This window comes from Variovorax sp. RCC_210 (assembly GCF_041355175.1).
Classification (GTDB): domain Bacteria; phylum Pseudomonadota; class Gammaproteobacteria; order Burkholderiales; family Burkholderiaceae_C; genus Variovorax.
Genome location: NZ_JBFUPJ010000008.1, coordinates 1 through 14,242, shown reverse-complemented (window position 1 = coordinate 14,242; position 14,242 = coordinate 1). Strand labels below are relative to the sequence as shown.

Annotated in this window: 15 protein-coding genes; 10 read left to right on the top strand and 5 right to left on the bottom strand. The window is 68.8% G+C overall.

The window, feature by feature from the left end; all coding sequences use genetic code 11:
• Positions 1-31 precede the first annotated feature (31 nt).
• The 3 genes from AB6807_RS21525 to AB6807_RS21515 are packed head-to-tail and all read left to right on the top strand — an operon-like array spanning position 32 to position 3,104.
• Entirely contained in the window at positions 32-1,270 is a 1,239-nt protein-coding gene (locus AB6807_RS21525; protein ID WP_371086182.1) for a styrene monooxygenase/indole monooxygenase family protein, read from the top strand.
• Positions 1,270-1,827 carry a flavin reductase family protein gene (locus tag AB6807_RS21520; protein ID WP_371086181.1) on the top strand — a complete coding sequence of 186 codons (558 nt, stop codon included), beginning with the start codon at positions 1,270-1,272 and terminating at the stop codon, positions 1,825-1,827. Before AB6807_RS21525 ends, AB6807_RS21520 begins: the two co-directional genes overlap by 1 nt.
• A 44-nt stretch (positions 1,828-1,871) precedes the next feature.
• Complete coding sequence (locus AB6807_RS21515) at positions 1,872-3,104, top strand: dienelactone hydrolase family protein (RefSeq protein ID WP_371086180.1); 1,233 nt, start codon at positions 1,872-1,874, stop codon at positions 3,102-3,104.
• A gap of 55 nt (positions 3,105-3,159) precedes the next feature.
• Here AB6807_RS21515 and AB6807_RS21510 read toward each other — a convergent pair whose 3' ends face one another.
• From AB6807_RS21510 to AB6807_RS21495, 4 genes are all read right to left on the bottom strand, one after another.
• Complete coding sequence (locus AB6807_RS21510) at positions 3,160-3,519, bottom strand: hypothetical protein (RefSeq protein ID WP_116914456.1); 360 nt, start codon at positions 3,517-3,519, stop codon at positions 3,160-3,162.
• Between the two features lie 106 nt (positions 3,520-3,625).
• A complete protein-coding gene (locus AB6807_RS21505) occupies positions 3,626-4,009 on the bottom strand; it encodes a roadblock/LC7 domain-containing protein (protein WP_371086179.1) in 384 nt (127 codons plus the stop codon).
• Positions 4,010-4,058: 49 nt separating this feature from the next.
• Positions 4,059-4,583, bottom strand: a complete 525-nt coding sequence (locus AB6807_RS21500) for an ATP/GTP-binding protein (RefSeq protein ID WP_371086178.1) — start codon at positions 4,581-4,583, stop codon at positions 4,059-4,061.
• Complete coding sequence (locus AB6807_RS21495; RefSeq protein WP_371086177.1) at positions 4,580-5,329, bottom strand: hypothetical protein; 750 nt, start codon at positions 5,327-5,329, stop codon at positions 4,580-4,582. Before AB6807_RS21495 ends, AB6807_RS21500 begins: the two co-directional genes overlap by 4 nt.
• 395 nt (positions 5,330-5,724) lie before the next feature.
• Here AB6807_RS21495 and AB6807_RS21490 point away from each other — a divergent pair, with 395 nt between their 5' ends.
• Positions 5,725-6,309, top strand: a complete 585-nt coding sequence (locus AB6807_RS21490) for a YSC84-related protein (protein WP_371086176.1) — start codon at positions 5,725-5,727, stop codon at positions 6,307-6,309.
• Positions 6,310-6,313: 4 nt separating this feature from the next.
• On the opposite strand, the gene AB6807_RS21485 is transcribed toward AB6807_RS21490, so the two are convergent.
• Positions 6,314-7,147, bottom strand: a complete 834-nt coding sequence (locus AB6807_RS21485; RefSeq protein WP_371086175.1) for a plasmid replication/partition related protein — start codon at positions 7,145-7,147, stop codon at positions 6,314-6,316.
• Between the two features lie 286 nt (positions 7,148-7,433).
• Between AB6807_RS21485 and AB6807_RS21480 the strand changes: the two genes are divergently transcribed.
• The 6 genes from AB6807_RS21480 to AB6807_RS21455 form a co-directional block, all read left to right on the top strand.
• The gene (locus AB6807_RS21480; protein ID WP_116914461.1) at positions 7,434-7,955 is read left to right on the top strand and encodes a sigma-70 family RNA polymerase sigma factor; all 522 of its coding nucleotides are present in this window, start codon (positions 7,434-7,436) and stop codon (positions 7,953-7,955) included.
• A gap of 71 nt (positions 7,956-8,026) precedes the next feature.
• Positions 8,027-8,317, top strand: a complete 291-nt coding sequence (locus AB6807_RS21475; RefSeq protein WP_371086174.1) for a DUF4880 domain-containing protein — start codon at positions 8,027-8,029, stop codon at positions 8,315-8,317.
• Between the two features lie 117 nt (positions 8,318-8,434).
• On the top strand, positions 8,435-8,704 hold the full coding sequence (locus tag AB6807_RS21470; protein ID WP_371086173.1) for an MbtH family protein: 270 nt from the start codon (positions 8,435-8,437) through the stop codon (positions 8,702-8,704).
• A complete protein-coding gene (locus tag AB6807_RS21465) occupies positions 8,704-9,465 on the top strand; it encodes a thioesterase II family protein (protein ID WP_371086172.1) in 762 nt (253 codons plus the stop codon). Before AB6807_RS21470 ends, AB6807_RS21465 begins: the two co-directional genes overlap by 1 nt.
• Positions 9,443-10,129: a 4'-phosphopantetheinyl transferase superfamily protein gene (locus tag AB6807_RS21460; protein WP_371086171.1), complete on the top strand. Its 687-nt coding sequence runs from the start codon at positions 9,443-9,445 to the stop codon at positions 10,127-10,129. Before AB6807_RS21465 ends, AB6807_RS21460 begins: the two co-directional genes overlap by 23 nt.
• Before the next feature lie 67 nt (positions 10,130-10,196).
• A partial coding sequence (locus tag AB6807_RS21455) for an AMP-binding protein (RefSeq protein ID WP_371086170.1) occupies positions 10,197-14,242 on the top strand: 4,046 nt, incomplete at its 3' end.

Here is a 14,242-nt window from a genome sequence, read left to right as displayed (position 1 = left end):
ACGAACCTACGAACCTACTCGGAGCAACACCATGAAACGAATCGCCATCATCGGCGCGGGCCAGTCGGGCCTGCAACTCGGGCTCGGCCTGCTGCGCGCGGGCTACGAGGTCACGATGTACAGCAACCGCACCGCGGACGACATTCGCCAGGGCAAGGTGATGTCCAGCCAGTGCATGTTCCACACCTCGCTGCAGATCGAGCGCGAGCTGGGGCTGGACCATTGGGCCAAGGAGTGCCCCACGGTCGACGGCATCGGCCTGGCCGTGCCGCACCCCGAGCAGAAGGGCGCCAAGGTCATCGACTGGGCGGCGCGGCTCCATTCGAGCGCGCAGTCGGTCGACCAGCGCGTGAAGGTGCCGGCCTGGATGGCCGAGTTCCAGCGCCAGGGCGGGGAGCTGGTGTTCAAGGACGCGGGCATCGACGAGCTGGAGGCCTGCACCCGCAGCCACGACCTCACGCTGGTGGCCAGCGGCAAGGGCGAGATTTCGAAGCTCTTCGCGCGCGACGCCCACAAGTCGCGCTTCGACGCGCCGCAGCGCGCGCTCGCGCTCACCTACGTGAAGGGCATGAAGCCCGCCGAGCCGTTCTCGCGCGTGAGCTTCAACCTGATTCCGGGCGTGGGCGAGTACTTCGTGTTTCCGGCGCTGACCACCTCGGGCCCCTGCGAGATCATGGTGTTCGAAGGCGTGCCGGGCGGCCCGATGGACTGCTGGGCCGACGTGAAGACACCGCAGGAGCACCTCGCGCGCAGCAAGTGGGTGCTCGACACCTTCGTGCCGTGGGAGGCCGAGCGCTGCCGCGACATCGCGCTCACCGACGACAACGGCATCCTCGCCGGGCGCTTCGCGCCTACCGTGCGCAAGCCGGTGGCCACGTTGCCGTCGGGCCGCAAGGTGCTGGGCCTGGCCGACGTGGTGGTGCTCAACGACCCGATCACCGGCCAGGGCTCCAACAACGCGGCCAAGTGCGCCGACGTGTACCTGAAGAGCATCGTCGCGCGCGGCGAGGGCGCGGCCGACGCCGCATGGATGCAGCAGACCTTCGACCGCTACTGGTTCGGCTATTCGCAATGGGTCACGCAGTGGACCAACATGCTGCTGATGCCGCCGCCGGACCATGTGCTGAAGCTGCTGGGCACGGCGGGCGCGGTGCCGCCGCTGGCCAGCGCGATTGCCAACGGCTTCGACGACCCGCGCACCTTCTTCCCGTGGTTCGCCGACCCGGTGGAGGCGGACCGGTACATCGAGACCTCGGTCGAGGCCGCGTGATGCAGCGGGAGGTGCAGCAGAACGTGCAGCAGGAGGTGCAGCAGGAGCCCATGGCCGATGCCTGTCGCTTCGACCGGCAGGACTTCCGCAGGGCGCTCGGCCAGTTCAGCACGGGCGTCACCGTCGTGACCACGCGCGCGAGCGACGGGCGGCGCGTGGGCATGACGGCCAATTCGTTTTCGTCGGTCTCGCTCGATCCGCCGCTGGTGCTGTGGAGCCTGTCGCGCAATGCGCCCAGCGTGGCGGACTTCACCGGCGCGAGCCACTTCGCCATCAACGTGCTGGCGGCGCACCAGCACCGCCTGTCGCGCCGGTTCGCGACGCCGCTGCCCGACAAGTTCGGCGGCGTGGACTGCTGCGAAGGCACGGCCGGCGTGCCGCTGCTGGACGGCGCCATCGCGCGCTTCGTCTGCCGCAACGTGAGGCAGTACGACGGCGGCGACCACCTGATCTTCATCGGCGAGGTCGAGCGCTACGACCGCGTCGACGGCGAGCCGCTGGTGTTTCACGCCGGGCGCTACCAGGTGACGGCGCGGCACCCCGAATGCGTGCAGTGAGCACGCGCGCGACCCCATTCAATCCATCGATCGGAGAGCACTACATGCAAGAGAAGACAGCGCGTCGCGGACAGCGCATTCGCATCGACGCCGCGGACGGCAGCGGCAGTTTCAGCGGCTACCTCGCCCTGCCCGAGAGCGGCAGCGGCCCCGGCCTGGTGATTGCGCAGGAGATCTTCGGCGTGAACCACACCATGCGCGAGATCGCCGACTACTACGCCGAAGAAGGCTACGTCGCGCTCGTGCCCGACCTGTTCTGGCGCCAGGAACCCGACGTGGAGCTGGGCTACAGCGAGGCCGACTGGCAGCGCGCCTTCGCGCTCTACGGCGGCTTCGACGAGGCCAAGGGCATGGCGGACATGCAGAGCGCCATCGATGCGCTGCGTGCGCGTGCCGAGGTGCCTGAAAAGAAAGTCGGTGTCTTGGGCTTCTGCCTCGGCGGCAAGCTGGCCTATCTGGCAGCCTGCCGCACCGACGCGGACGCCGCGGTCGGCTACTACGGCGTGGGCATCGACGCCGCGCTGGACGAGGCCGACAAGATCAAGTGCCCGCTGACGCTGCACATCGCCGAGCTCGACAAGTTCTGCCCGCCCGAGGCGCGCGACCGCATCGTCGCCACGCTCAAGGGCCGTGCGGGTGTGTCGCTGTACGTGTACCCCGGCATGGACCACGCCTTCGCGCGCACCGGTGGCGAGCACTTCCACAAGCCCTCGGCATTGATGGCCCACGAGCGCAGCATCGCCACGCTGAAAGGCGCCATCGGCCCGCACTACGACCTGTCGGCGCTGTGGGACAAGCACTGCGAGTACGAGTTCGGCACCCGCAACGTCGACGACACCATGGGCACGATGGTGGCGCAGCCGTACGTCAATCACATCCCGACCATGACGGGCGGCGTGGGCTACAAGGATTTGCACGCCTTCTACACGAACCACTTCGTCAACAGCAACCCGCCGGACACCGCGCTGGTGCCCATCTCGCGCACGGTGGGGGCCACGCAGGTGGTGGACGAGATGCTGTTCAGCTTCACGCACACCACCGAGATCCCGTGGATGCTGCCGGGCGTGGCGCCCACGGGCAAGCGGGTGGAGGTGCCGCTGCTGGCGGTCATCAAGTTCCGTGGCAACAAGCTGTACCACGAGCACATCTACTGGGACCAGGCCAGCGTGCTGGTGCAGGTCGGGCTGCTCGACCCCAGGCTGTTGCCCGTGGCGGGCATCGAGACCGCGCGCAAGCTGCTGGACCAGACGCTGCCTTCGAACACGCTGCTGAAGTAGCGTGCACCGCGCGGCGGCCGGGACCGAGCCGCCGCGCTGCAAGCCAGCAGGTCGCTTACACGGTCATGTTCTGCTCGACGTCCATCGCCTTGCGGCGCGCCAGCGCCAGGTTCGACTTGGCCTTGTCCAGCACCAGGTAGACGAACAGGCCTTCCTTCTTCTGCATCGGCCGGATGATGTGGTACTGCCTGCCGAGCGTGATGAGGATGTCCTCGATGACGTCGTTCAGCCCCAGGTCGCGCATGGTGCGCAGCTTGGCGCGCACCACCTCGGTGTTGCCGGCGGCCGCCACCTCGAGGTCCACGCCCGACCCGATCTGGCCCAGGATCATGCCGCTGCTCGAGTCGACCAGCGCGGCGCACAGGGCGCCGTCGCAGGTCATCAGGTCGTCCATGGATTGCTTGATATTTGCCATCGAAATCTTTCGTAGTCCCTCGCCCCTGGAAGTCGGCAGCCACCCGGGCGAAGAGTGGCGGCTGCCGGTGTCGAACCGATGCCGTTCGGCCAGCCGCCCCAGGCCTTCAGGCCTGCTGCAGCGACAGCGTGGCCTGCTTCGCGAAGTAGAGGACCTGGCCGATGATGGCTTCCTTGCTGGCCACCACGCTCACGATCAGCGTCACCTCGGGATGGCGCGCCTGCAGCATCAGGATGTGGCCGTGCGTGGCCTCGATGCTCACGTTGTCGCAGTGGCCCAGGTTGCTTTCCTCGCCGGCCACGGCGCCCAGCGCGGCGAGCGAGCTGGCGATGGCGGAGAGCCGCGAGACCTGCGCGGTGTTCTCGACGCGCGCGGCCAGCTCCAGGCCGTCTTCGGTCGAGATGACCACCGCCTTCACGCCCTTGATCTCGCGCATGAGCGTGTCGATGGCGGATTCGGCCGCGAGCTTGATGTGGGGAGAAATGTTCATGGCTGCCGGAAATGGAAAAAGAGGGATTCGGGCGCGGCGCTGACGGCGTTCATGCCTCGAGCTGCAGCAGCAGCAGCTCCAGCAACTGCACGACCTGCCGGGGGTCCGTCACGTTGGCCGCGAGCACCGGGCACAGCACGCCCTTGGCCTCCATGCGCCTGGCGTAGGCGTCGATGTCGGGCTGCGGGTGCGCCTCCATGCGCCCGACCGCCACCACGCAGGCGGTCTGCGCGATGAGCTCGGCGAAGCCGTCGAGGTAGATGTCCAGGTCGGCCAGCGGGTCGGGGCGGCTGTTGTCGATCAGTACCACCAGGCCCAGCGCGCCGCGCGCCAGGATGCGCCACATGAAATCGAAGCGCATCTGCCCGGGCGTGCCGTACAGGCGCAGCTTTTCGCCGTTGTCCAGCGTGAGTTCGCCGTAGTCCAGGCCCACGGTGGTGGTGGCCTTGGCGACCGAGGCGTCGCTGTTGCGCACGTCGGTGCTCACGGGCGGGATCTCGCTGACGGCGCCGATGGCCGTGGTCTTGCCGGCGCCCATGGTGCCGGTGAAGAGGATCTTGTGTTCGACGGTCATTTGTGCGCGGTCGCCAGCAGGCCGAGCCGGCTGCGGATGCGGGCCAGGAGGCCGGGTTGCACGGGGTCGCGCGCGGGCGCGGAGGGGGCAGGCTCCGGCTGCGATCCGTCAGGGGATTGCGCGGCCGCCGCCGGGCCCGCGGCCGTGTGTGGCGCCGCCTGCGCGGCGTCGGCCACGTTCTCGATCAGGCCGCTGCGGCGCAGGTCGGCGATGAAGTCCAGGCATTCCTGCGCGCCCATGCCCGAGCGCTGGCGCAGCACGCCCAGCGAGGTCGGCCGGCCGGTCATCAGCGTGGCCAGGCGGATGCGGTGCGGCGCCTCGAGCAGGGCGGCCGGGGGCCAGCGCAGCAAGCGAAATTCCGCGTCGTCGGCCAGCACCGCTTCCGCCGCGGCCAGGCCCAGTCCCCGCGCATGGACGACCATGGCGCCCAGCCGGTTGAGCGTCTGCTCCAGCGCGTCCGCGTGCAGCGGCAGCGTCAGGAAGTGGCCGCCGCGCTGTGGATCGACCTGGCCGACGGCCAGCACCGGCACTGGCGGGGCGGGGTTTTCGCTGCCGGGCGGCAACGCCTCGCCAACGACGCGCAGGTCGGCCCGGTCGATCTTCCAGGCCCAGTGCTGGTGCGTGCGGTGGTCGAGCAGGCGAACCAGCGACTTGAACAGCAGCTCTTCGCGCGGCGGCAGCCCCTCGACGCTGAAGCTCAACAAGGCGCGCTGGCCTTTGACGGCGGAGTGCGCGGCGTTGTTCATGCCTGGGGCAGGGGTGGACCCATGCGCACCCGTTCAGGGCGCAACAGCCGTTGTGATTGCCGTTGTGATTGCAACTGGGGGCTCCGGGGCTGGGGTGTCGACATGGACTTGCGCGGGGCGCCGCTCGAGGTGAATACTGCGCAGTTATTTCTGTTTGTAACGGCAAAAATATAACACCTGTTGCAAATAAAAACACAAGATTACAGGCAATTTTCCGGGGCCATCGAGCGCCGTCGCGGCGGCCGTTTCGCCAACGCCTTCACTTCGCGTAGGCCGACGCCCAAAGCCCGAAAAGCGCCGTTTCGGCGGAATTAGCATGGAGCGCATCTGCCGAGGAAGGCAGACAAGGGCCGAGATTTCCTCGTCGATCCATGTTTTTTCCAAAGGATTTCGTCATGAAAAGCATGAACCTCCGCACGTTTGCGCTCTCTTCCGCCATGGTGGCTTGCAGCCTTGCCTTCGTGGGTTGCACCACGACGCGGCCGCAGGACCAGTCCAGCAGCGTGTCTTCCCGCGCATCGATCGACGCCCAGACCGATGCCGCTTTGTCCAAGCTGTACGACTCCGTGAAGGGATCGCGCGAGCTGGTGGCCCGCTCCAGCGGCGTGCTGGTGTTTCCGGCGGTGGTGGGGGGTAGCCTGGGCGTGGGCGCCGAATATGGCCGCGGCGCGCTGCGCGTGAACGGCCGCACCCAGTCCTACTACAGCACCACCGCGGGCTCGGTGGGCTTCCAGGCCGGCGCGCAGTCGAAGGCGGTGATCTACCTGTTCACCACCCAGGCCGCGCTGGACAAGTTCCGCAACAGCAAGGGCTGGACAGCCGGCGCCGACGCCACGGTGGCGCTGGCCACCATCGGCGCCAACGGCAGCATCGACACCAACACCCTGCGCCAGCCGGTGGTGGGTTTCGTCATGACCAACGTGGGGCTGGAGGCGGGTGTGTCGCTGTCTGGCGCGAAGATCAGCGAAATCCAGCTTTGATGTTTCAGTGGCCGAGTTGCGCGCGCAGCTCGGCCACTTGCTTGCGCAGCGACTCGTTCTCGGCCGTGAGTTCGGCCACGCGCCGCTGCAGCGCCTGCACCGATTCAGGCGCATCCTGAACCGCATCGGCGCCTTCCTGCGCCGATTCCTCACGCGGCTTCTTCTTCGAATCGCGCACCCGCTTGGCGGCCTGCTTCAGCTCGTCCTTGCCGGCGTTCGCGGCCGTCACCTGTTCTTCAGCGGGCAGCGTGGCCACGGCGGCGGCGGTGTTGATCGAGATCACACCCGACTTCACGGCCGCCACCAGCTCGGGCGCCGCCTGCTTCTGGATCTTCTCGATCATGCCGACCTGGCTGCTGCTCAGGCGCGCGGCGCGGGCGATGGCTTCGCGGCTGCTCAGCGGTGCTTGCGGGGGCAGGGCGGGGGCGGCGTCGTCGGCGGGCTGGTCGACATCGAACGGCGGGTCGTTGGGGTCGGTGGGCGTCACCACCGTCTCGGCCGCGGTGCGCGAGCGCTGCTGGTCGACGATGTCTTTCTTGCGCAGCGCGAGCACGCCGCGCAGGAAGTCGGAGATGCTGCGGCGGCCCAAGTGCTGGTCGATCATCCACAGGTGCACGTCATCGATCGACTTGAAGCGCGTGTTCTGCACCGTCTGGAAGGGCAGGCCGTGCTTCTGGCAGATGCCGTAGCGGTTGTGGCCGTCGACCAGCACATCGCCCCACAGCACCAGCGCGTCGCGGCAGCCCTCGGCCAGGATGCTGCGCTCCAGCGATTCGTATTCCTCCGGCGTCAAGGGATCGATATAGGCTTTGAGTTCTTCGTTGACGACGATGTTCATGGGGAGGCGGGGCGCGCAGCAGGCAAAGGGGCGAGATTTTAGAGGGGTGCGGCGAGCGGGCGACGCCAGGCCGGTCGGGTGTCTCTGTTTGGGCCGGCCAAACGTCTATAGGGGTAGGGAGACATTGCTAATTCGAGGTGTCATTCCTTTGTCAAATAGTAATGATTCTTATTTAATTTAAGCGACCCGAGCACCGAAACCGCGCGGGTCGCATCCCTTTCAGCGTGCCTCGCGCACGCCGTTTCCACATTCGACGCCCGATCCCCTCATCTGGAGTTGTTCAAAGATGCTGTCACTTTCGTCCGAGTCATCGCTGGGAGATGTCTTCGTCGCCAACCGCGCGCAGTTGCTGCACGTGGCCCGCAGGATCGTGCGCACCACCGACCTGGCCGACGACGTCGTGCAGGACGCCTACCTGCGCATTGCCGACGGCGCGTGCGACCGCAAGGTCGACAAGCCCATGGGCTACTGCTGCCAGGTGGTGCGCAACCTGGCGCTCGACCACTGCCGCCGCCAGTCGCTGGAGGCCACCTACCGCACCTTCGACGTCGACATCGAGACCCTGGACGTGCCCGGCCCGCCGTCGCCAGACCGCCTGCTGCGCGACCGCCAGGTCGTCGGGCTCATCGACCAGGTGCTATCGCAGCTTCCGGCACGAACGCGCGTGGCCTTCCAGCTCTACCGGCTCGAAGGCCTCACGCAGCGCGACATCGCCGCCCAGCTCGGCTGCGCGCTCGGCCTGGTCAACCGCCTGATCGCCGAGGCCGACGAGGCCATCGGCGCCATGCACCACCTGCTGGAGGACTGACGCGAATTCCCCGCCCGGCGCGGGGCCGGCCTTGGATGGACCCGTGGGTGTAAGGTAAAAACCGTACACGCATGGCACAAGAACAACCCGGGCAGCACGACCAAGACGATCCCACCTGGCGCACCGCCTGGGCATGGGTGCGCCGCGAGCGCGACCGCGAAGACTTCGATGAAGCCGCGCGCGCCGACATGGTGGCGTGGCTGCTTGCCGACCCCGCCCATCGCAAGGCCTACGACAAGGCCGCGCGCCTGTTGCTGCTCGCGGGCCTGGTGCCGGCGCGCATCGACGTCGATGCCTGGAAGAAAAGCGGAAAGCTCCCGAGCGAGCCCGGCGACCCCGGCGATCCCGGCCACTGCGCCTGAGCGTCGCGCGCCGCCGGCGGCGCACAGCGAATCGATGAACAGATTCGCGTCCCGAGCGTCATGTTGATCAGAAGCGCAGCAAAGCGCTTCACCCGATCAACCGCACAAGGACGCTCCATGTCTACCAGCTGCTTCGACCGCGAAGACGAAACCTTCATCGTCCTGGTCAACCACGAAGACCAATACTCCATCTGGCCCCACTGGAAGGCCGTGCCCAGCGGCTGGAAGGCCGTGGACGGCGTCAAGGGCGACAAGAAGACCGCGCTCGACTACGTGGAGAAGAACTGGACCGACATGCGCCCCAAGTCGCTGCGCGACTGGATGGCGGCGCAGGAGGCCGCATCCGCCACGCCCGCCGCACCCGCCGCAACCACCGCCGTGCACTGATGCCCGTGCCGGCGAGCGTCTCGCTGCTGTGCCTGCCGTGCGCGGGCGCCAGTGCGTCCATGTACCTGCGCTGGCGGCGCCTGCTGCCGCGCTGGATCGAGGTCGTGCCCGTCGAGCTGCCGGGCCGCGGTGCGCGCGTGGGCGAGCCCTTCGTCGAGAACTTCGATGCGCAGGTCGAGCGCATCTGCGTCGAGCAGGCGCGCGCCATGCAGGGCGCCTTCGTGCTCTTCGGCCACAGCATGGGCGCCTTGCTGGCCTACGGTGTCGCCCAGCGGCTGCGCATGCTGGGCCGCCCGCTGCCGCGCGCGCTGTTCGCCTCGGGCAGCTCTGCGCCGTCGCAACGCGACCCCGGCCGGCTGCCCGACACGCGTGACGACGCCGCGCTCACCGCCGACCTGCGCAAGCAGGGCGGCACGCCCGAAGAAGTGTTCGCCAGCGCCGAGCTCATGCGCATCACCCTGGACACGCTGGGCGCCGACTACCGCGTGTGCGACAGCTTCACGTACACGGCCGATGCGTCATCGCCGTTGCCGATGCCCTTGCACGTCTTCGCCGGCCGCCAGGATGACATCGACGCGCCGCGCGTCGAGGCCTGGTCCGCGCATGCGGCCAGCGCGTTCACGCTCGACTGGTTCGACGGCGGCCACTTCTTCCTGCGACAGCACGAGGCGGCGTTTCTCGACGCCGTCACGCGGCGCCTGACCCAGGTGCAAGCCGCGGCCGCGGCTGGAGGGCGGCATGCGCCTCATGCCCTGGCATGACGCCTTGCCGAGCGGCATGGAAGTGCATCGCCTGGACTTCGACCTGACGCGCGATGCCACCGACGCATGGACGGTGCTGACGTCGGCCGAGCGCGAGCGCGCCTGCCGCTTCGCGCAGCGCGCCGACCGCGTGCGCTTCGCCGCCACGCGCGCCGCCGCCCGCCGCTTGCTGGCGCGCCGCATCGGCTGCGCCGCCGCCGAGGTGCCGCTGTCGCCCGGCGTGCACGGCAAGCCCTTCGTCGATGCGGCCGGCGACATGCCGCTGTTCAACGTGTCGCATTCGGGCGACCACGCGCTCATCGTCATCGCCGACGCGCGCGAGGTGACCGAGGTGGGCATCGACATCGAGCACTGCCGAGACGACGTGGACACCGAGGCCATTCTCGACATGGCCTTCACCGCCCGGGAGTCGCGCGAGGTGCGCGACGCGCAAGACCCGCTGCGCGCGCTGTACCTGCGCTGGGTCGGCAAGGAAGCGCTGTTGAAGGCCGTGGGCGTGGGCGTGCCCGAGCACCTGCTGTGCGTGGGCATTCATCCGCAGGCAGGCGGCGCGCTCGCCGTTGCGTCGAGCGTGGCCGCGTGGGCGGGTTTCAACGCCATGGCGTTGCCCGCGCCCGACGGCTACGCCGCCGCACTGGCGTGGCGCGCCAGGGCATCCGAATGAGCGAATGCCGACGGCCCGACGCCGTTCGCGCCCTTGGCTTTTTTTCTATGGACATGGAGTGAGCGAGATGGCACGCACGCCGACAGCGACAACACCGAAAGATGGGCACCCGGCGTCCCCCGACTTCGTGGCGCACCTGCAGGCCCTGGCGCAGGCGCGGCCCGACGAGGTCTGGCTCACGGTGGCGGGCGAAGCCGACGGCGCCTACCTCGAGAGGCAGCTGACGTATGCCGCGTTCTCTGCCCGCGTACGCGCGTTGGCGGCCCGGCTCCAGCAGCAGTTCGCCAAGGGCGAGCGCGCGCTCGTCATGCTCGACAACGACGAGCACTACGCCGTGAGCATGCTCGCGTGCTTCCATGCCGGCGTGATCGCGGTGCCCGTGTTTCCGCCCGAATCCATGCGGCCCCAACACCTGGCGCGCCTGACCGGCATCGCGCAGGATTCGCAGGCCCGCTGCGTGCTCACCTCCGCGTCGATGCTTGCGGCAATGGCCGACGCATCCGCGTCGTTCGCGCAGGCGTCCCTGGTGGCCGTCGACACGGTGGACACCGCGCTCGCCGCGTCGTGGGCGCCGTTCTCGCCCGCCGCCGACGACCCCGCCTTCCTGCAATACACCTCGGGCTCGACGTCCGCGCCCAAGGGCGTGATCGTCACGCACGGCAACCTCATGGCCAACGAGCGCGCCATTCGCGACGGCATGGGCATCGGGCCCGACGACAAGTTCGTTTCGTGGGCGCCGCTGTACCACGACATGGGGCTGATCGGCGGGTTGTTGCAGCCGCTGTACAGCGGCATTCCGCTGGTGCTCGCATCGCCGCGCTACTTTCTCGAGAGCCCGGTGCGCTGGCTGGAACTCATCTCGCGCCACCGCGCCACGCTCAGCGGCGGGCCCGACTTCGCCTACCGTCTCTGCCTGGACCGCGTGAAGGGCACGCGGCTGGCGGGGCTCGACCTGTCGTCGTGGCGCGTGGCCTACACCGGCGCCGAGCCTGTGCGCGCCGACACCGAAGCCGAGTTCATCGAGCGCTTCGCACCCGCGGGTTTCGACCCCGGCGCCGTGTACCCCTGTTACGGCCTGGCCGAGGCCACGCTGTTCGTCACTGGCGGACGTCGCGGCGGTGGCTTGGTCGCGCCCACTTTTTCCACCGATGCACTGGCCAAGGGCCAGGGCGTGGAAAGCATGCAGGGAGTGCAGCTCGTGGGCTGCGGCGCGGTGCCCGCCGACCACACGGTGCGCATCACCGATCCCACCTCGCTCGTGGCGCTGGACGACGGCAGCGTCGGCGAAATCTGGGCCAGCGGACCGAGCATCTGCGCCGGCTACTGGAACAAGCCTGAAGAAACGCAGCAGACCTTCGCCGCGCACGAGGGCCGCCGCTGGCTGCGCACCGGCGACCTGGGCTTTCAGCACGCGGGGCAGCTCTATGTCACGGGCCGCATCAAGGACCTGATCATCGTGCGCGGCCACAACATCTATCCGCAGGACATCGAGCGCACGGTCGAGGCCGAGGTCGAGGCCGTGCGCAAGGGCCGCGTGGCCGCCTTCGCGGTGGCGGGCTTGCAGGGCGAGGGCATCGGCGTGGCGGCCGAGGTGTCGCGCAGCATGCAGAAGCTGGTGCCGCCGCACGTGCTCGTCGACGCGCTGGGCGCCGCGGTGAGCGAGGTGTTCGGCGAGGCGCCCAGCGCCATCGTGCTGCTGAACCCGGGCGCGCTGCCCAAGACCTCCAGCGGCAAGCTGCAGCGCCAGGCCTGCCGCGCGGGCCTGGCCGCTCGCACCTTGGATGCCTACGCGATCTACGAGCACGGCAGCTTCACGCTCGGCGGCAGTGCGTCGGCCGCGGTTGAAGCGCCGGTGCTCGACGAAGTCGCGCATTCGGTCGCCGGCATCTGGAAGGAAGTGCTCAAGTGGCCCGAGTCGCGCGCGCTGCCGCACGACGCGCACTTCTTCACCTCGGGCGGCAACTCGCTGGCCGGTGTTCAAGCGTGCGCGCGCATCGCCCGGCACTGGAACATCGCGTTCGACCTGCGCGACCTGCTCGAACAGCCCCGACTCGTCGCGTGCGCCGACATCGTGCGCAGCCGCAAAAACGACGCGCACCAGGCATCTGCCTTCGCGCCCGCCTTGGCACCCGCCTTCGCACCGATAGAGCCGCTGTCGGCCGAACGCCGCCTGCAGCCCTTGCCGCTGTCGCACGCGCAGGCGCGCCAGTGGTTCCTGTGGAAGCTCGCACCGCACAGCACCGCGTACCACGTGAGCGGCGCGCTGCGCCTGTCGGGCGTGCTCGATGCCGCCGCGATGCATGCCGCTTTCGAAGACCTGGCAGCGCGCCATGAGTCGCTGCGCACCGTGTTCCTGGCCGGCGCCGACGGCAGGGCCGAGCAGCTCATCAGCCCGACGTGGGCGCCGTTGCTGGAGCGCATCGACCTGCGCCACCTTCCGGCGGAAGAGCGCGAACAGCGCGCCGCCGACGAAGTGCAACAGCGCCACGCCACGCCCTTCGACCTGACGCAGGGGCCGCTGGTGCGCGCGGCGCTGCTGCGCCTGTCGGACACCGTGCATCTGCTGGTGGTGGTGATGCACCACATCGTGTCGGACAGCGCGTCGATGCAGCTGTTGCTCGACGAACTCGCTACCGGCTACGCCGCGCGGCTGCGCGGCGATGCGCAGCGCCAGACGGGCGCGCGCATCCAGTACGTCGACCACGCCGCCTGGCAGCGCGCCTGGCTGGCCGGCGGCGAGGCCGAGCGGCAGCTGGCCTGGTGGCGCACCCAGCTCGGCGAAGACCATCCCGCGCTTGCGCTCGCGACCGACCGCCCGCGCACCGCACACACTGCGCGCATCGCCCGCCCAGCGGCACGACACAGCGTCGAAGTGCCCGCGGCCCTGCTGAACGGCTTGCGCAGCGCGGCCACGAACGAAGGCGCGACGCTCTTCATGCTGCTGCTCGCCGGCTTCCAGGCGCTGCTGCACCGCTACTCGGGGCAGGAAGACATTCGCGTCGGCGCACCGGTGGCGAACCGCGGCCGCGTCGAGGCCGAGAGCATCGTCGGCTTCTTCGTCAACACGCTGGTGCTGCGCAACCGGGTCGACGCGCGCATGCGCCTGTCGGAGCTTGTGAAGCAGGCCAGGGAAACCGTGCTCGGCGCGCAGACACACCAGGACCTGCCTTTCGAGCAACTGGTCGAGGCCCTGCAGCCGCAGCGCAGCATGGGCCAGAGCCCGCTGTTCCAGGTGATGTTCAACCACCTGGCGGAGGACTACCGCGCGCTGGCCCAGCTGCCGGGGCTCGAGGTGGCGCACCACGCATCGCCTGACGGCGAGGCGCAGTTCGAACTGGTGCTGGAAGCGCGTGAGACGCCCGACGGGCGGCTGACTGTGGGGCTGGTCTATGCGGCGGAGCTGTTCGACCGGGAGACGGTCGAGCGGATGGCTGGGCATTACCTGGCGGTGCTGGGGGTGTTGGCTGTCGAGCCTGAGATGGCTGTCGGGGATGTGGCTCTGATCGGAGCTGAGGAGCGCGCGCAGCTTGCGGCGTGGGGCGAGAACACGCGTCGCCACGAAGGTGCGCAGCCGGTGCATCGGCAGATCGAGGCGCATGCGAGGTTGAAGCCTTCGGCACCCGCGCTGGTGTTCGGTGACGAGGCGCTGAGCTACTCGGAACTCAATGCGCGCGCGAACCGCTTGGCACATCGATTGATCGGCCTGGGCGTGGGTCCTGATGTTCTGGTCGGCATCTGCGTGGAACGCTCCACCGAAATGATGGTGGGCATCCTTGCGGTGCTCAAGGCAGGCGGCGCCTACGTGCCCCTGGACCCCGAGTACCCCGCAGATCGACTTTCGTACATGGTCGAGGACAGCGGCATCTCGCTGATGCTGACCCAGAGCCACCTGCGCTCGTTGATTCCTGGAGTCGAAGCACTCCAGGTGCTGGAACTCGACACGCTCGATACATCGTCCGAATCAAGCTCCGACCCGCAGGTGGCCTTGCATGGCGAACACCTCGCTTACGTCATCTACACCTCGGGTTCCACTGGCCGCCCCAAGGGCGCAGCCATCCGCCACCAAGCATTGTTCAGCTGCATGGCCTGGATGCAGGAGTTCTACAAGCTGGA